This window comes from Nonomuraea sp. NPDC001684 (assembly GCF_053596515.1).
Genome location: NZ_JBSFGJ010000208.1, coordinates 1 through 16,085, shown reverse-complemented (window position 1 = coordinate 16,085; position 16,085 = coordinate 1). Strand labels below are relative to the sequence as shown.

Sequence of the window (16,085 nt, the reverse complement as noted above, 5' to 3'; positions counted from 1 at the left end):
CTCGGCTGGGCCGACGTCGAGACGGACTGGCGGGAGCTGGTCCGGCGGGACGACGTGCAGATCGTCGACATCTGCACGCCGGGCGACTCGCACGCCGAGATCGCGATCGCCGCGTTGCGCGCCGGCAAGCACGTGATCTGTGAGAAACCGCTGGCCAACACCGTCGCCGAGGCCGAGGCCATGGTCGCGGCGGCGGCCGCGGCGCCGGGCAGGAGCATGGTGGCCTTCAACTACCGGCGGGTCCCGGCGGTCGCCCTGGCCCGCCGGTACGTCGAGGAGGGCAGGCTCGGCGAGATCCGGCACGTACGCGCCCAGTACCTCCAGGACTGGATCGTGGACCCGGAGTTCCCGCTGGTGTGGCGGTTGCAGAAGGACAAGGCGGGCGCGGGGGCGCTCGGCGACATCGGCTCGCACATCGTGGACGCCGCCGAGTTCGTCACCGGCCAGCGCGTGGCGGGCGTGTCGGGGCTGACGGAGACGTTCGTCAAGGAGCGTCCGCTGGCGGGGGAGTCGGCGGGGCTGGGCGGGTCCCGTACGGAGGAGCGGGGGACGGTCACCGTCGACGACGCCGCGCTGTTCATCGGCCGGATGTCGGGCGGCGCGCTGGCCTCCTTCGAGGCCACCAGGTTCGCGACCGGGCGCAAGAACGCGATGCGCATCGAGGTCAACGGGCAGCTCGGCAGCCTGGCGTTCGACTTCGAGTCCATGAACGAGCTGTGGTTCAGCGAGGGCGGGGGCGGGTTCGAGCGGATCCTGGTGACCGAGCCCGACCATCCCTACGTGGGGGCGTGGTGGCCGCCGGGGCACGGGCTCGGCTACGAGCACACCTTCACCCACGAGATCAAGGACTTCCTGGAGGCCGTCGCGACCGGCGCCGACCCTTCGCCGTCGTTCGCCGACGGGCTGCGGGTGCAGCGCGTGCTGGCGGCGGTGGAGGCGAGCGCGGCCGACGGCGGCCGGTACACCCCTGTGGAGGACTGATGAGACCAGTAACGCTGTTCACCGGGCAGTGGGCGGACCTGCCGTTCGAGGAGGTGTGCAGGCTGGCGGCCGAATGGGGCTACGACGGCCTGGAGATCGCCTGCTCGGGCGACCACTTCGACGTGGCGCAGGCGGTGGCGGACCCGTCGTACGTGGAGCAGAAGCGCGCCCAGCTCGACAAGCACGGCCTGAAGGTGTGGACGATCTCCAACCACCTCGTCGGCCAGGCCGTCTGCGACCATCCGATCGACGAGCGGCACAAGGCGATCCTGCCGGCGCGCATCTGGGGCTCGGGCGACCCGGAGTCGGTGCGGCGGGCCGCGGCCGAGGACATGAAGGACACCGCGCGGGCGGCGGCGGCGCTCGGCGTGGACACGGTGGTGGGGTTCACCGGGTCGTCGATCTGGCACACCGTGGCCATGTTCCCGCCGGTGCCGGCGTCGATGGTGGAGGCCGGCTACCAGGACTTCGCCGACCGCTGGAACCCGATCCTCGACGTGTTCGACGAGGTCGGGGTGCGCTTCGCGCACGAGATCCACCCGAGCGAGATCGCCTACGACTACTACACGACGCAGCGGACGCTGGAGGCGATCGGGCATCGTCCGGCGTTCGGGCTGAACTGGGACCCGTCGCACATGGTGTGGCAGGACCTCGACCCGGTGGCGTTCATCCTCGACTTCAAGGACCGCATCTACCACGTCGACTGCAAGGACACCCGGGTCCGGATCGGCGACGGGCGCAAGGGACGGTTGTCGTCGCACCTGCCGTGGGCGGACATGCGGCGGGGATGGGACTTCGTCTCCACCGGGCGCGGTGACGTGCCCTGGGAGGACTGCTTCCGGGCGCTCAACTCGATCGGGTACGACGGGCCGATCTCGATCGAGTGGGAGGACGCGGGGATGGACCGGCTGGACGGCGCCCGCGAGGCGCTGGGGTACATTCGGCGGCTGAACTCCATCACGCCGCCCGCCACGGCCTTCGACGCGGCCTTCTCCACCACGTAGGACCACGTAGGACCACGTAGGGCCTGCTGGTCACGGGCCGGGCGACCGCGCGTCCGGCCCGTGCCGGACGTCCGGGGCCGGCCGGCGGGCGGTCATCAGCCCGACGATCATGATCAGCCCGCAGACGAGGAACGGCCAGCCGTAGGGCCGTCGTGGCGCCCAGCCGTCGAAGGTGGTCGCCACCCCCACCAGCGTGACGGCCGCCGCCGCGAGCCATCCGAGTGCCCGCCCGGCCACGCGGGCGCGCAGCCACGCCAGCAGGATCGCCAGGACGATCCCCGGCCAGGCCATGAGGACGAAGTCCCAGAGGTGGGCGGGCCCCGGCGCGTGGGCGCGGAGCGCGCCGTTCAGCGGGCCGGCGGCGAGGTAGAGCGGGAAGGCCATGACGGCCATGGCCAGGTCGCCGTACAGGCCGTCGCCCAGGCGGCCGTCCTGGGTCAGCCAGGTCAGCGTCAGCACCGCGGCGGCGTACGCGAACGCCGCCGACAGTTTCTGGACCCTGGCGATGGCTGCGATCATCGGACGCCTTCCCCTGCCACGTCACCGCTCCGGCGGTCCCACGGTAGAGCGCCCGGCGGGCCGTGGCCGGGCCCATGGGAAACCCTTGCCGGAACCGGTCAGGACCCTGGCGGAGCGGGTGACGGGCCGTCACCGTCCTTGGCGCACGCCGGCGCGTCCGCCGAGGCGCCGCCGGAGTCCTGCGGGACGCCCAGCTCGACGCAGCAGTGACCCGGCCGCGGGATCAGGGTGGCCTGGACGGCCGGGGCGCCGAGGCCGTCGAGGAACCCGGCCAGGAACGCGTGGTTGATGCCGCAGACCAGCTCGGGGGCCTTGGCGGCCAGGGGATGGAAGGGGCAGTTGCGCAGCCGGACCAGGGTCGGCGTGTCGCGGCTGGGCTCGAAACCGTGACGTTCCAGGACCTGCTGGGCGCAGGTCAGGGCGCGCTCGGGGCCGAGCCGGGCGCCGCGCAGCCCGGCGCGTTCGGTGTGGCCGAGGTCGTGGCCGCGCTCGCGGGCCAGGCGGCGGGCCGCCTGACCGGCGCTCTCGCCGGGCGTCTCGGCCAGCACGGCGTCGAGCAGGATGTCGGCGAGCAGGACGGGTTCGCGCGGGGGGATGCTGACCTGGACGTCGAGGTCGGAGGGTTCGTACACCTTGGGGGCGCGGCCGACGCGGTGCAGCCCGCCCGGCTGTTCGTAGCGGGTGGCGAGCAGCCCGGCGTCCACCAGTTTGTCCAGGTGGAAGGCGGCGAGCTTGCGGGAGATCCCGACGCTCTGGGCCGCCTCGTCGCGGGTGACGGCCCGCCCGGCGCGGTTCAACCTGGCGGTCACCGCCGGGTACGCGGCCGGGTTCGCCTGGCGGCTGGGCGACGGGCCGCCGGGGGCCGTGCCGGTGGGGCAGATCGTGCTGTCGGCGGTGTGCCTGGCCGTGCTCGCGGCGTCGGGCTACCTGGGCGGCAAGCTCGCCTTCCGCTACGGCGTCCGGGTCGCCGGCGAGGACACCCAGGCCGAGGGGTTCACCACCGGCCCGCCACGGTGAGGCGCCGCCTTCGGACACCCGCCATCTGACATACGAACGGCTCATCCTGGAAAGAAGGAAGATCGTGGAGATCGCGGCACTGATCACCTGGCTCGTCACCGCCGTCGGCGGCTTCTACATGCTCGGCACCTGGATCGCCCGCGGCGGCGTGGCCCAGCAGAAGGCCGGCGAGTCCCGGCTGCCAGCGCCGGTGCTCTTCGGGCACTTCCTGCTCGCCGCGGCGGGCCTGGTCGTGTGGATCATCTACCTGTCCGCCGACGCCCATGGACTGGCCTGGCTCGCGTTCGGGCTGCTCGTGCCGGTCGCGCTGCTCGGGTTCGTCATGCTGGCGCGGTGGATCCCGGTCCATCGGGCGCGCGTCGCCCGGCTCGGCTCCGGCCCGGCGACGGCCGGCTCGCCGGTTCCGGCCGAACGGCACTTCCCCGTCGCGGTGGTGGCGGGTCATGGGCTGTTCGCGGTCGTGACCGTCGTCCTGGTGCTGCTCACCGCGCTCGGCGTGGGCGGGAGCTGACGTGCGCCGCGATCACCACGCCCTTCGCCCAGGAACAGGACACAAAGAGGAGATCCGACCATGCCTGCACCCGCGACCATCGTGATCGCCGGCGGCGGCCTCGCCGCCGCCAAGGCCGCAGAGGCCCTGCGCGGCGAGGGCTTCGACGGCCGGCTCGTGCTGGTCGGCAGGGAGACGCACCTGCCGTACGAGCGGCCGCCGCTGTCCAAGGACTACCTCCAGGGCGCCGGCGAACGCGACAAGATCTTCGTCCACGACCGTTCCTGGTACGACGAGCACGACGTCGAGCTGCGGCTGGGCGTCGAGGTCACCGGCATCGACCCGGCCGGCCACCGGGTCACCCTGAGCGACGGCGAGCAGCTCGGCTACGACCGGCTGCTGCTGGCCACCGGCTCCCGGCCGCGCCGCCCGGACCTCCCCGGGGCCGACCGGCCCGAGGTGCTGTACCTGCGTACCGTCGACGACAGCGAACGCCTGCGCGCCACCCTGGCCGGCGCCGGCCGCGTCGCGATCCTCGGGGCCGGCTGGATCGGCCTGGAGGTGGCCGCCGCCGCCCGCGCCGCGGGGGCCGAGGTAACCGTGATCGAGACGGCGTCCGCGCCGCTGCTGCGCGTGCTGGGGCCGCACGTCGCCCAGGTGTTCACCGCGCTGCACCGCGAGCACGGCGTGAACTTCCTCTTCGACGCCCGTCCCGCCGAGATCACCGGCTCCGGGGTCCTGCTCGCCGACGGCGCCCACATCGAGGCGGACGTCGTCGTGGCCGGCGTCGGCGCCGAACCGGACACCGACCTCGCGCGGGCCGCCGGGCTGACCGTCGAGGACGGCGTCAAGGTGGGGGCCGACCTGCGCACGTCCGACCCCGACATCTTCGCGGCCGGCGACATCGCCAACGCCTACCATCCGCTGCTGGGCCGCCACGTCCGGGTCGAGCACTGGGCGAACGCGCTCAACCAGCCCGCCACCGCCGCTCGCGCGATGCTCGGGCGGCCCGGCGACTACGACAACCTGCCTTATTTCTTTACCGACCAGTACGACCTGGGCATGGAGTACGTCGGCCACGTCCCGCCCGGCCGCACGCCCGACGTCGTGGTCCGCGGCGACCTGGACGCCCGCGAGTTCATCGCCTTCTGGCTGGACGAGCAGGACAGGGTGCTGGCCGCGATGAACGTCAACATCTGGGACGTCACCGACCACACCCAGGCGCTCATCCGGTCCCGCAAGCCCGTGGACCGGGCCGCGCTCGCCGACCCCGGCACCCCTCTCGACCAGCTCCTGCCCTCCTGACGCCGGATGCGGCACGGGACGGTCCGTCCCGTGCCGCACCGGAGGAGGGTCAGCGCACGACGCGGCAGACCAGGGCGTCGGAGGTGCCGCGCAGCGCGGACATCACCACGTCCGTGGTGAGGAACTTGCAGGCCAGGTACGGGTCGCCGGAGCCCGCGTACGTCATCGGACCGGGGCCGCCGGTGTAGCAGCGCAGGCCGCCGGACTCGTAGAAGCCGATCCACGAGGACGAGCTGACCTTGGCGTGACAGTAGTCGCCGATCGAGACCGGCCCGAAGGTCACGTCCACGACGGCCGCCTGGGCGGGCGCGGCGAGGGCGAGCAGGCCGGCGGCGGCGAGGGAGAGCAGGGCGAGGCCGCGACGAAGCATGGATACTCCTTGGGGGGTGGTGGGCACTCAACCCGGAGTATCCGTTAGGAAACTTTCCTTAGCAATGCCTTGGCGGCGGGTGTGCGACCGGTCCGGCCGATCGCGGCCCGACGTGCCCGGGGCCGGAGAGCGGAAGCCCGTTCTCCGGCCCCGGGCCGGGGTCAGTCCATGATGACGATCTGGCGGAGCACCTCGCCGCCGCGCAGGGCCGCGACGGCGTCGTTCAGGTCGCCGAGCCGGATGCGGGCGCTGATCAGCGATTCCAGGTCGAGCTGTCCGGCCTTGTGGAGCTTGGCGAAGTAGGGGAAGTCATGCCGCACGTCGGCCTCGCCGTACAGGCTGGACAGCAGTCTCTTGCCCTCGAACAGCAGGCTGAAGGCGGAGATGGAGACCATGTCGTCCACCGCGCCGGCGCCCACCACGATGACGTCGCCGCCCGCCCGGGTGAGCTGCCAGGCGCTCTGGATGGTCGCCGACTTGCCGACGACCTCGAAGCCGTAGTCGAAGCCGCTGCCGCCGGTCAGCTCGTTCAGGGCCTCGGGGACCTGCTCGGGCGTGATCGCGTGCGTCGCGCCGACCTTCTTGGCCAGGGCGTGCTTGGACTCCAGCGGGTCGACGGCGAGGATCGTCCTGGCGCCGGAGACGCGGGCGCCCTGGATGACCGACAGGCCCACGCCGCCGCAGCCGATCACCACGACCGTGGAGCCGGGACGCACCTTGGCGGTGTTGATCGCGGCGCCCACGCCGGTCGTGATGCCGCAGCCGATCAGCGCCGCCGCCTCCCACGACACGTCGTCGTCGATCTTGATCGCGCCCTGCCAGGGCACGATGACCTCCTCGGCCCAGGTGCCGCAGCCCGCCATGCCGAACGCCGTCGCGTTGTCGCCGCCGAAGCGGAAGTTGCCCTTGCTGAAGGACTCGATGACGTACTTCATGCACATGTACGGCTGCCCGCCCACGCACAGGTCGCAGGACTGGCAGGCCGGCCGCCAGCTGATCACGACGTGGTCGCCCGGCGCGACCGAGGTGACGTGCTCGCCCACCTCGACCACCTCGCCCGCGCCCTCGTGGCCCGGGATCAGCGGCACCGGCTGCGGAAGCACGCCGGACATGGCCGACAGGTCCGAGTGGCACACGCCCGTGGCTCTGATCCGTACGCGGACATCGGTCGGCCCGACGGGGGCCAGGGTGATGTCGTCGCGGATGTCCAGCTTGTCGTTGCCTACGGCGTGCAGGATCGCGGCGCGCATGGGGTTTCTCCTCCGGCTACGGCTAGTCCTCTAGCGACAGGGCGGCTTTCGGGCAGGACCTGACCGCGCTGCGGACGCGGTCCTGCATCTCGGGGGGTGGTTCGGGGAGCAGGATGTGCAGCTGGTCGTCGTCGTCCACCTCGAAGACCTCGGGGGCGAGCCCCATGCACACGGCGTTGGCCTCGCAGACCAGTTCATCGACCTTGACCTTCATGTGAGCCTCCTGTGATCCCATGAGACCACTTTGGTGCGCTCGACGACGTAGGCGATGCGTTTTCTGCCGGTCTGCTCGACGTAGGGGGTGAGCAGGTCGTCCGGCACGCCCGGCGTCATCCTGCGCGCGATCATCATGCCGATGGCGAGCACCCGGTCCCGGTCGTCCACCTGCTCGGCCACGCCGTACACCAGGACGCCGCGGAGCTGGTCGTAGTCGTCGCCCGCCTCGACCAGGCAGCTCACCCGCGGGTCGCGGGCCAGGTTGCGGGCCTTCTGCGCCTTGCCGTACGTCCAGAAGGCGATGCGGCCCTCGTCCAGCCCGTAGAACATGGTCACCAGGTGCGGTGTCCCGTCGGGATTGATGGTCGCGAGCTGGACCTTGCGCGAACCCTCCAGGAACGCCGTGACCTCGTCGTCGGACATCGCGATGCGAGCGCGCTGATTCACGTGCCAAGTAGAACAGGTTCCAAAGAAGCACGGCAAGAGGTCCCTGGAATGTTGTTCGGTTCGGCTAGGGTGCATGCCTATGACGATGCCGCCGGAGCTGCTGCAGGCAGCGGAGCACGCCAAGGGATTCATGCCGCCGAAGGAGGGTCTGGCCCTGTTCGAGGCGGCCTGCCGGTACGGCGGCCTGGGGCCGCTCTGCGAGATCGGCACCTACTGCGGCAAGTCGGCGATCTACCTCGGCGCGGCGGCCCGGCACACCGGCTCGGTGGTCGTCACCGTCGACCACCACCGGGGCTCGGAGGAGATCCAGCCCGGCTGGGCCCACCACGACCCGGCCCTGATGGACCCGCGCTTCGGGCGGATGGACTCCCTGCCCTTCTTCCGCGCCGCCATCGCCGCCGCCGGGCTGGAGGAGGAGGTGATCGCCGTCGTCGGGCGGTCCGACCGGGTGGCCGCGTTGTGGAACACGCCGCTCGGCCTGCTCTTCATCGACGGCGGCCACTCCGAGGAGCCGGTGACCCGCGACTACGAGGGCTGGGCGCCGCACGTCATGGAGGGCGGCGCGCTGGTCTTCCACGACATCTATCCCGACCCGGCCGACGGCGGGCAGGCCCCCTACCGGGTCTACCTGCGGGCCCTTGAGTCGGGCGCCTTCCGCGAGGTGTCGGCCGAGGGCTCGCTGCGCGTGCTCGAACGCGTCGGCCGGGGCGTCTAGCGCCGGTGGCGGCGGTTCCACGACCGGCGGGTGTGGGCCTGCCAGCGCTGGAAGTCCTCGTGGGTGTGGGCGTCGTGGCCGAGGGCCAGCAGCGCCTGGTCGGTCCAGGCGGCCGCCTCGTCGGGCGCGGCGTCGGCCAGGATCGGCACGGCCAGCCGCGCGTGGTCCGGCAGCGCCCCCGACCGCAGCCGCGCCGTGACCGCGAAGGCGCAGCCCTGGGCCAGGTGGGCGCGGAAGCCGTCGGCGCCGGCGTGCTCGGTCAGCCACCACAGCTCGTCGCTGTCGGCGCCGCCCGTGTACGTGGCCGCGAACCCCACGCCGCTCCACAGGTCGGCCCGCCGGCTCGCCGGAAAGCCCGCGATGCGCGCGCCGACGTCGTCCGGCGAGGCGCAGTCGTGGTACCACAGCAGCCGGCCGAGGCCCTGGTCGAAGACCGCGCAGTGGGCGCGGGTGAGCAGGTCGGGCATGCTCCTGCGGCCCACCATGCGGTCCGCGCGCGACAGGCTCCACTGGAAGCCGAACCCGTCCACGGCCAGCCAGCGCATCAGCGGGTGCGCCCGCCGCGCGCCCCAGACCGGACGCAGCCGCAGCAGCGCGTAGCCGCGTCCGGCGCCGACGTACGCGGCGTGGCGGTGATGCTGGGCGGGGCCGGCCAGTAGCTCGTGAAGGCGCCGGCCCCGGGTCAAGGTGAGCAGGTCGAGCACGGTGCAGGCGGCCGCCGCGCCCTCGTGGCCGAACGGCCGCTGCTCGGGTGAGAGGTCTTCGATCTTCTCGACTTCCCGCGACATGACCGCGTTGAAGCCGAACACGTACGACTGCTCGGAATCCGTGAAGACCGTCCGGGGAGCGCCGGGGCGCAGCCGGAACCTGCGCCGGCCCAGATCGGACTCCGAAGGATCCTTAGTCAGAAACCTCCGCAGCCCCCTCGCCGGGGACAGTGTCGGCTCGATCCTGACCTGGTCCAAGAACGCTGTTGTGCCCGTGTCGCCCACGCTTCCCCCGAAGACGCCTCCTACGGCCAGACACGAAGCTAGTAACCCCATTGCGCCGTTCACCGGCGGCGCACCGGATGTCCCCGGCAAAGAACCCGCAAAAGCCCTTGCGCCGACGACGCGCGGGATCAGCCGGGAGGCGCCGACCTGAACGACTGACGCTCCACGCACCCGCACGCCTCCGGATCCGACACCGACGTGCCCGCGATGTCGCGGAACAGCCCGGAACCGGGGGACAGGCGCTGCAGCGCGTCCGCGGCGAGGATGGCCGCGGCCGCGGTGTAGCCGGAGCGCTCGTGCGGGAAGTGCTTGCGGTTGACGAACTGCCAGCCGGTCCAGTACGAGCCGTCCTCGTGGCGCAGGTGCTGCACGTCGGCGAAGAGCGCGGCGGCCCGCGTACGGTCGCCCATGGCGTCCAGGGCCAGCACCAGCTCGCACGTCTCGGCCCCGGTCACCCACGGCTGGTCGGACACGCACCGGATGCCGAGCCCCGGCACCACGAACGTGGACCACTCGCGCTCCAGCAGCTCGACCGCCTGCCGCCCGCGCACCGCGCCGCCCAGCACCGGGTAGTACCAGTCCATCGAGAACCGGCTCTTGTCGGCGAACGCCTCCGGGTGCGCCGACAACACGTGGGCCAGCCGGTCGGCGGCCAGCTCCCAGTGCGGCTGCGGGTCGCCCAGATGGTCGGCGAGCAGCACGCCGCAGCGCAGGCCCTGGTGGATCGAGGAGCACCCGGTCAGCAGCGCGTACGCCGCCGCCCGGCCGTGGGCGTCCCGCTCCCAGACGATCTCGCCCCGCTCGGTCTGCAGGCCCACCACGTAGTCGAGCGCGGCCTTGACCATGGGCCAGTGGCGCTCGGCGTGCTCGCGGTCGCCGGTGACGAGAAGGTGGTGCCAGACGCCGGCGGCGACGTAGGCGGCGTGGTTGGACTCGCCGCCCGCCTCGGTGGCCACGCCGTCCAGCAGCTTCATCGGCCAGGAGCCGTCGGGGCGCTGGTGGCGGGCCAGCCACTCCCAGCCGCGCCGCACCGGCTCGGCCAGCCCGGCCACGGACATGCCCATCAGGCACTCGACGTGGTTCCACGCGTCCACGTGCCCCTCGGGCCAGGGCACGCCGCCGTCGTCCTGCTGGATGGCCGCGATGCTGAGGGCCGTGCGGACGACCTCCTCGCGGGAGATCATGGCTTCTTGACGTAGAGGACCACGCTCTTGCCGATGAGCGGGTTGAGCAGCGCCTCGGCGATCCTGGTGGCGGCCGGGCGCTTCATGATGTCCCACACCAGCAGCTCGTGGTACGCCTTGGCGACCGGGTGGTCGTCGTTGTTGACGCCCACCGCGCACTTGATCCACCAGTACGGCGCGTGCAGGCCGTGGGCGTGGTGGTGCGGGCCGATCTCGAAGCCGACGGACTTGAGCTTGGCCGACAGCTCGGCCAGCGTGTAGATCCGCACGTGGCCGCCGGGGGCGGTGTGGTAGTCCTCGTCCAGGGCCCAGCAGATGCGCTCGGGCAGGAAGCTCGGCACGGTGATCGCCGCGGTGCCGCCCGGCTTGAGCACGCGGAAGATCTCCCGCATGGCGGTCATGTCGTCGGGGATGTGCTCCAGCACCTCGGCCGCGATGACCCGGTCGAAGCCGCCGTCCTCGAACGGCATGTCCAGCGCCGTGCCCTGGACGGTCTCGCCGGTCGCGCCCAGCGGCACCTCGCCCGCCTTGTCCATCGCCACGAACATGGCCGCCACGTTGTCCAGCTCGGCCTGGTCCATGTCGAAGGCGACGACGTCGGCGCCCTGGCGCAGCACCTCGAAGGCGTGCCTGCCGCCGCCGCAGCCCAGGTCGAGCACGCGCACGCCGGGGCCCACGGGGAGCCGGTCGAAGTCCACGGTCAGCACTTTGTCGCTTCTCCTTGATCAGCTCTTGGGGGCTTTTCGTTCGGGGGTCAGCGGCGGGCCTTGTGCGCCGCCATCGCCTCGCGGTACGCCTCGACCGTCCGCTTGGCGACGACGTGCCAGGTGTAGCGCTCCATGACCCGGTCGTAGCCGGCCTTGCCCACCCGCTCGCGCTCCTCGGGGGAGTCGTGCAGGCGGCGCAGCACGGCCGCCAGCTCCTCGGCGTCGCCCGGCGGGACCTGGACGGCCGCGTCGCCCACGACCTCGGGCAGCGCGCCCGTACGGCTGGCCACCAGGGGCGTGCCGCAGGCCATGTGCTCGACGGCGGGCAGCGAGAAGCCCTCGTACAGCGAGGGGACCACGGAGATCTCCGAGGTGGCGATCAGCTCGCCCAGCTCGTCGTCGGAGATGCCGTGCACGAAGCGCACCCGGTCCTGCAGCGACAGCTCCCGGACCAGCCGCTCGGTCGGGCCGCCGGGGGTGGGCTTGCTGACCACGGTCAGGTTCACGTCGCGTTCGGTGGCGAGTTTGGCGACCGCGCGCAGCAGCGTGGCCACGCCCTTCATCGGCGAGTCCGCGCTGGCCACCGCGACGATCGAGCCCTTGCGGCGGGGCTTGTCCGGGCGCGGGTGGAAGTAGCGGGTGTCCACGCCGAGCGGGATCAGCCGCATGTTGGCCTGCGGGACGTTGAAGTCCCGGTGGATGTCGGCCAGCGACGACTCGCTGACGGTGAGGATCGGGCTCAGCCTGGGGGCGACGCGCGACTGCATCTTCACGAACCCGTACCAGCGGCGCATGGTGAGCTTCTTGTAGCCCGTGGCGGCCTCCAGCTCGATCCGCCGGTCGACGCTGATCGGGTGGTGGATCGTCCCGACCACGGGGAACAGCTTCTGGATGCCGAGCAGGCCGTAGCCGAGGGTCTGGTTGTCCTGGACGACGTCGAAGTCGCCGACGCGCTTCTTCAGCTCGCGGTAGGCGCGCAGGGTGAAGGTGAGCGGCTCGGGGAAGCCGGCCGTCCACATGGTGCCGACCTCCAGGAGGTCGATCCAGTCGCGGTACTCGGCCAGCTTCGGGGTCCTGAACGGGTCCTCGTCCCGGTAGAGGTCGAGGCTGGGCACCTCGCGCAGGACGACGCCCTCGTCCAGCTCGGGGTAGGGCGGTCCGGAGAACACCTCGACGTGGTGGCCGAGCGCGACCAGCTCACGGCTCAGGTGCCGGAGATAGACGCCCTGCCCGCCGCAGGTGGGCTTGCTGCGATAGGACAGCAGCGCGATCCGCAGCGCCTCGCTCACGGACACCCCTTTCTCCGCCGGTAGGCCCATGTTTTCTGCGGTAAGGCCCCAAGAGGCGGGCGTGTACCGTGAAAGATGACCTTAGTCCGAGAAGGCTACCATTCGGTAGGTCACCTGGAATTGTTCACAACAGTCTCCACAGGCCGTGCGAACTGCGACATTAAGGTAACCGAGCGTGGTTCGGTGGAACAGGTTCTAGTGGGCTTTGGTGCTGCGTCCAGGCGCTTAGCTGTACATTCCCGTCCCAAAGGGACGCGGTGCGGGCCACCGTACCTACGTGATAGTTGGAGGACCCCTTGGCCAGGCGCGCTCTGATCACCGGCATCACCGGCCAGGACGGTTCCTACTTGGCCGAGCACCTGCTCGACCAGGGTTACGAGGTGTGGGGGCTGGCCCGCGGGCAGGCTAACCCGCGCGTCTCGCGCATGCGCAAGCTGCTGGCCGACGTCCAGGTGGTGCGGGGCGACCTGCTGGACCAGGGGTCCTTGATCTCCGCGGTGGAACGCGTTCAGCCCGACGAGGTGTACAACCTGGGGGCGATCTCGTTCGTGCCCATGTCGTGGGAGCAGGCCGAGCTGACCGCCGAGGTGACCGGTATGGGCGTCCTGCGGATGCTTGAGGCCATCCGGGTGTGTTCGGGCGTGTCGCGGGGCGGGGGATCGTCGTCCCCGGGACAGATCCGCTTCTACCAGGCCTCGTCCTCGGAGATGTTCGGGCAGGTCACCGAGACCCCGCAGAACGAGCGCACCGCCTTCCATCCGCGCTCGCCGTACGGGGTGGCCAAGGCGTACGGGCACTTCCTCACGCAGAACTACCGCGAGTCGTACGGGATGTTCGCGGTGTCGGGCATCCTGTTCAACCACGAGTCGCCGCGGCGCGGCGCGGAGTTCGTGACCAGGAAGGTCACCCTCGGGGTGGCCCGGATCAAGCTCGGCCTGGCCACGGAGCTGCGGCTGGGCAACCTGGAGGCGCGCCGCGACTGGGGCTACGCGGGCGACTACGTCAAGGCGATGCACCTGATGCTCCAGGCCGCCAATCCCGAGGACTACGTGATCGGCACCGGGCGGATGAAGTCGGTGCGGGAGCTGGTGGAGGCCGCCTTCACGGCCGCCGGGCTGGACTGGGAGCGGCACGTGGTGGTCGACCAGGGGCTGCACCGCCCGGCGGAGGTGGACCTGCTGTGCGCCGACCCGAAGAAGGCGCGGGCGCAGCTCGGGTGGGAGCCGCGGGTGTCGTTCGACGAGCTGGTCGCGATGATGGTCGAGAGCGACCTGCGCCTGCTGTCCGCCGGCGGCGACCCCGACCAGGACAGCTCCTGGCCCTAGAGCCGGTTCCGCACCCCTTGGCCCGCCCGGTCCGGTGCGGGCCTTTTTGCTGCTTACGGCTGCTCTTGGCCTGACCCATTGACAAAGCGGATTTTTACGTAAAAGATTGTTTTTGCGATGAGAGATGTCCTGTATCTGGAACAGATCGAGCAGGCCGAGGCGCTGCTCAAGCCGCAACGGGTCGAGGTGCTCAGGCAGCTGGCCGAGCCGCGTACGTGCTCGGAGGTCGCCGAACGCCTCGAGCAGACGCCGCAGCGGGTCTACTACCACGTCAAGCGGCTGGTCGAGGCCGGTCTCGTGGAGCTGGTGTCCGAGCGCAAGGTGCGCGGCGTCCACGAGGGCATCTACCAGGCCGGCGCGCGGTCGTACTGGTTGTCGCCGCGGCTGGTCGGCCGGATCGGGCTGCGCAAGGCGCGCGACGAGCTGAGCCTGGGCTACCTGCTCGACCTCATGGAGGAGGTCCAGGCTGACATCGCCGCGCTCGACCGGGACGCGCCCGAGCTGCCGTCCATCGGACTGTCCGGAGAGATCCACGTGCGTCCGGAGAGCCGCCAGCAGTTCCTGAACGACCTGCAGGGCATGCTGCAGGAGCTTTTCACTCGTTACGGCGGCGCTGAGGGGGACGCCTTCAAGCTCGCCGTCGCCTGTTACCCCAAGGGAGAAGAGCATGAGTGAGCCGATGATCGCGAAGGTCCGCGTCCAGGCGCCGGTCAAGGAGGTGTGGCACGCGATCACCGATCCGGCCGAGGCGCGGGTCTGGCTGGCCGAGCACGTCGAGGTGGACCTGCCGGACCGGTTCGAGTTCTGGGGCCGTACGACGCCGGAGGGCGACGCGCCGCACCAGCGGGTCCTGTCGGCCGACGAGCGCGGCGTGCGGTTCGCCTGGCTCCTGGACGGCGTCGAGACGACCGCCGAACTCGCGGTCGAGGAGGACGGCGACTCGGCGACGATCGTCTCGGTGACGCAGTCGCACTTCGACTTCCAGGACGTCGTCACCGGCGCCAGCATCCGGGGCGTGCTGCAGACCTACTGGTTCCAGGTGCTGGCCAGCCTGGCCGAGCACGTCGAGGGCCGCCCGCTCACGCCGCGCGCCGACTTCACCGCGCGCGAGCTGCGCGCCGAGGTCACCATCGACGCCACGCCCGCCCAGGTCTTCGAGTCGCTGGTCGACTCGGAGGCGGTGAGCGAGTGGTTCGGGATGCCGATCGAGATCGAGCCGTACGTCGGCGGCCGGTTCGCCATGGGCGGGTTCGCGAACGACCCGTCGCCGGCCAAGGTGCTGGAGCTGGAGCCGGAGCGGCGGTTCTCCGTCGACTGGGGCGGCGCCGGGGTGAGCTCCTGGGAGCTGGCCGGGTCCGCCGGCCGGACGCGGCTGACGCTCGTGCAGAGCGGCTTCGACGCCGAGCGGCCGCCGTACGCGGCCTGGGGCGGGATGTTGTCCGGGGTGGCGGAGCTGCGGCGTTACCACGAGGTGCCGGACTGGCGTCCGATGTGGGTCGCCTGACCGCGCCGGGTCAGCCTGGTTCGTACTGGTTCGTCCTGCCCGCTCTGGTTCAGCCTGGTGTGTCCTGCCGGCCGTCCGGCAGGTGGTCGAGGACGGTCTCGGCGATCGTGGCGAGCACCTCGATCTGCTCCCGCGAGAGCAGGTCGATGAAGTGCCTGCGCACCGACGCCACATGGGCGGGCGCCGCCGCCTGGATGGCCCGCAACCCTCCGTCGGTCAGCACGACCACGGCCCCGCGCGCGTCCCCCTCGAACCCCTCGCGGGTGACCAGCCCCCGCTGCTCCATCCGCGAGATGTGCCGGGAGAGGCGGCTCTTCGACCAGAGCATGCGGTCGGCCAGCGCGGTGAGCCGCCACCGGTGGCCGGGCGTGGAGGACAGCGCCGACAGGACGTCGTAGTCGGGGGCCGACAGCCCCGAGTCGCTCGCGAGGTCGCGGCTGACCTGGGCGTCCAGCAGCAGGCGCATCCTGCGGTAGCCGATCCAGGCCCGGAACTCGGCGTCGTCCAGCCAGTTGGGCTCCATGACCCGGCAGTTTAGTTGACGTGTAACCGACCTCCGCTCTAGGTTTACATGTAAACCAAAGTGGAGGAGGCGGGTCGTGTTCGGACTGGGCATATCGACGTCGGCGGCGTCGGGGGCCGATCCCGTGGGCGACGCCCGCGCGGCCGAGGAGCTGGGCTTCGACTTCGTCTCGGCGTCGGACCACCCGTGCGGCGTCGAGCCCACGTACGAGCTATGGACGATGCTGACCTGGGTGGCCGCCGCCACC

20 protein-coding genes are annotated in these 16,085 nt (G+C 71.5%); 9 read left to right on the top strand and 11 right to left on the bottom strand.

Translation table 11 applies throughout. The features are described from left to right. Both ACWCSD_RS30040 and ACWCSD_RS30035 read left to right on the top strand, forming a co-directional pair. The coding region (locus ACWCSD_RS30040; RefSeq protein WP_449919800.1) for a Gfo/Idh/MocA family protein at window positions 1–981 on the top strand (981 nt) is incomplete at its 5' end. Next, on the top strand, window positions 978–1,985 hold the full coding sequence (locus tag ACWCSD_RS30035) for a sugar phosphate isomerase/epimerase family protein (RefSeq protein ID WP_352323548.1): 1,008 nt from the start codon (window positions 978–980) through the stop codon (window positions 1,983–1,985). The genes ACWCSD_RS30040 and ACWCSD_RS30035, both read left to right, overlap by 4 nt. Window positions 1,986–2,015: 30 nt before the next feature. On the opposite strand, the gene ACWCSD_RS30030 is transcribed toward ACWCSD_RS30035, so the two are convergent. Beyond that, a complete protein-coding gene (locus ACWCSD_RS30030) occupies window positions 2,016–2,504 on the bottom strand; it encodes a hypothetical protein (protein WP_397164439.1) in 489 nt (162 codons plus the stop codon). A gap of 98 nt (window positions 2,505–2,602) precedes the next feature. Then, window positions 2,603–3,313 carry a helix-turn-helix transcriptional regulator gene (locus ACWCSD_RS30025; protein WP_449919797.1) on the bottom strand — a complete coding sequence of 237 codons (711 nt, stop codon included), beginning with the start codon at window positions 3,311–3,313 and terminating at the stop codon, window positions 2,603–2,605. Between ACWCSD_RS30025 and ACWCSD_RS30020 the strand changes: the two genes are divergently transcribed. The 3 genes from ACWCSD_RS30020 (at window position 3,276) to ACWCSD_RS30010 (ending at window position 5,316) form a co-directional block, all read left to right on the top strand. Continuing rightward, on the top strand, window positions 3,276–3,521 hold the full coding sequence (locus ACWCSD_RS30020) for a DUF2231 domain-containing protein (RefSeq protein ID WP_449919795.1): 246 nt from the start codon (window positions 3,276–3,278) through the stop codon (window positions 3,519–3,521). The genes ACWCSD_RS30025 and ACWCSD_RS30020 overlap by 38 nt on opposite strands. A 64-nt stretch (window positions 3,522–3,585) precedes the next feature. Then, window positions 3,586–4,032 (top strand): hypothetical protein, encoded by a 447-nt coding sequence (locus ACWCSD_RS30015; protein ID WP_449919792.1) that lies wholly within the window; start codon window positions 3,586–3,588, stop codon window positions 4,030–4,032. Window positions 4,033–4,092: 60 nt separating this feature from the next. Next, a complete protein-coding gene (locus ACWCSD_RS30010) occupies window positions 4,093–5,316 on the top strand; it encodes an NAD(P)/FAD-dependent oxidoreductase (RefSeq protein WP_449919789.1) in 1,224 nt (407 codons plus the stop codon). 49 nt (window positions 5,317–5,365) lie between these two features. On the opposite strand, the gene ACWCSD_RS30005 is transcribed toward ACWCSD_RS30010, so the two are convergent. The 4 genes from ACWCSD_RS30005 to ACWCSD_RS29990 form a co-directional block, all read right to left on the bottom strand. Continuing rightward, window positions 5,366–5,686 (bottom strand): hypothetical protein, encoded by a 321-nt coding sequence (locus ACWCSD_RS30005; RefSeq protein WP_397164449.1) that lies wholly within the window; start codon window positions 5,684–5,686, stop codon window positions 5,366–5,368. 161 nt (window positions 5,687–5,847) lie between these two features. Then, the gene (locus ACWCSD_RS30000; RefSeq protein WP_358288864.1) at window positions 5,848–6,936 is read right to left on the bottom strand and encodes a Zn-dependent alcohol dehydrogenase; all 1,089 of its coding nucleotides are present in this window, start codon (window positions 6,934–6,936) and stop codon (window positions 5,848–5,850) included. 22 nt (window positions 6,937–6,958) lie between these two features. Next, on the bottom strand, window positions 6,959–7,150 hold the full coding sequence (locus ACWCSD_RS29995) for a ferredoxin (protein WP_352324009.1): 192 nt from the start codon (window positions 7,148–7,150) through the stop codon (window positions 6,959–6,961). Next, complete coding sequence (locus ACWCSD_RS29990) at window positions 7,147–7,599, bottom strand: pyridoxamine 5'-phosphate oxidase family protein (RefSeq protein WP_352324010.1); 453 nt, start codon at window positions 7,597–7,599, stop codon at window positions 7,147–7,149. The genes ACWCSD_RS29995 and ACWCSD_RS29990 overlap by 4 nt, the downstream gene beginning before the upstream one ends. Before the next feature lie 85 nt (window positions 7,600–7,684). Between ACWCSD_RS29990 and ACWCSD_RS29985 the strand changes: the two genes are divergently transcribed. Beyond that, window positions 7,685–8,314, top strand: coding sequence for a class I SAM-dependent methyltransferase (locus tag ACWCSD_RS29985; RefSeq protein WP_364330959.1), 630 nt, complete (start codon window positions 7,685–7,687; stop codon window positions 8,312–8,314). On the opposite strand, the gene ACWCSD_RS29980 is transcribed toward ACWCSD_RS29985, so the two are convergent. The 4 genes from ACWCSD_RS29980 to ACWCSD_RS29965 form a co-directional block, all read right to left on the bottom strand. Further along, the gene (locus tag ACWCSD_RS29980; protein ID WP_449919784.1) at window positions 8,311–9,357 is read right to left on the bottom strand and encodes a DUF1702 family protein; all 1,047 of its coding nucleotides are present in this window, start codon (window positions 9,355–9,357) and stop codon (window positions 8,311–8,313) included. The genes ACWCSD_RS29985 and ACWCSD_RS29980 overlap by 4 nt on opposite strands. A 77-nt stretch (window positions 9,358–9,434) precedes the next feature. Next, window positions 9,435–10,490 (bottom strand): prenyltransferase, encoded by a 1,056-nt coding sequence (locus ACWCSD_RS29975; RefSeq protein ID WP_449919781.1) that lies wholly within the window; start codon window positions 10,488–10,490, stop codon window positions 9,435–9,437. Further along, window positions 10,487–11,197: a class I SAM-dependent methyltransferase gene (locus ACWCSD_RS29970; protein ID WP_352324013.1), complete on the bottom strand. Its 711-nt coding sequence runs from the start codon at window positions 11,195–11,197 to the stop codon at window positions 10,487–10,489. The genes ACWCSD_RS29975 and ACWCSD_RS29970 overlap by 4 nt, the downstream gene beginning before the upstream one ends. 47 nt (window positions 11,198–11,244) lie before the next feature. Continuing rightward, window positions 11,245–12,516: a glycosyltransferase family 4 protein gene (locus tag ACWCSD_RS29965; protein ID WP_397164456.1), complete on the bottom strand. Its 1,272-nt coding sequence runs from the start codon at window positions 12,514–12,516 to the stop codon at window positions 11,245–11,247. A gap of 266 nt (window positions 12,517–12,782) precedes the next feature. Between ACWCSD_RS29965 and ACWCSD_RS29960 the strand changes: the two genes are divergently transcribed. The 3 genes from ACWCSD_RS29960 to ACWCSD_RS29950 all read left to right on the top strand — a co-directional run bounded on the left by ACWCSD_RS29960 (window position 12,783) and on the right by ACWCSD_RS29950 (window position 15,315). After that, window positions 12,783–13,811, top strand: coding sequence for a GDP-mannose 4,6-dehydratase (locus tag ACWCSD_RS29960; RefSeq protein ID WP_358288852.1), 1,029 nt, complete (start codon window positions 12,783–12,785; stop codon window positions 13,809–13,811). Between the two features lie 117 nt (window positions 13,812–13,928). After that, a complete protein-coding gene (locus ACWCSD_RS29955) occupies window positions 13,929–14,486 on the top strand; it encodes a helix-turn-helix domain-containing protein (RefSeq protein WP_449919777.1) in 558 nt (185 codons plus the stop codon). Continuing rightward, a complete protein-coding gene (locus ACWCSD_RS29950; RefSeq protein ID WP_397164459.1) occupies window positions 14,479–15,315 on the top strand; it encodes an SRPBCC family protein in 837 nt (278 codons plus the stop codon). The genes ACWCSD_RS29955 and ACWCSD_RS29950 overlap by 8 nt, the downstream gene beginning before the upstream one ends. Before the next feature lie 49 nt (window positions 15,316–15,364). On the opposite strand, the gene ACWCSD_RS29945 is transcribed toward ACWCSD_RS29950, so the two are convergent. Further along, the gene (locus ACWCSD_RS29945) at window positions 15,365–15,838 is read right to left on the bottom strand and encodes a MarR family winged helix-turn-helix transcriptional regulator (protein ID WP_397164461.1); all 474 of its coding nucleotides are present in this window, start codon (window positions 15,836–15,838) and stop codon (window positions 15,365–15,367) included. Window positions 15,839–16,085 lie beyond the last annotated feature (247 nt).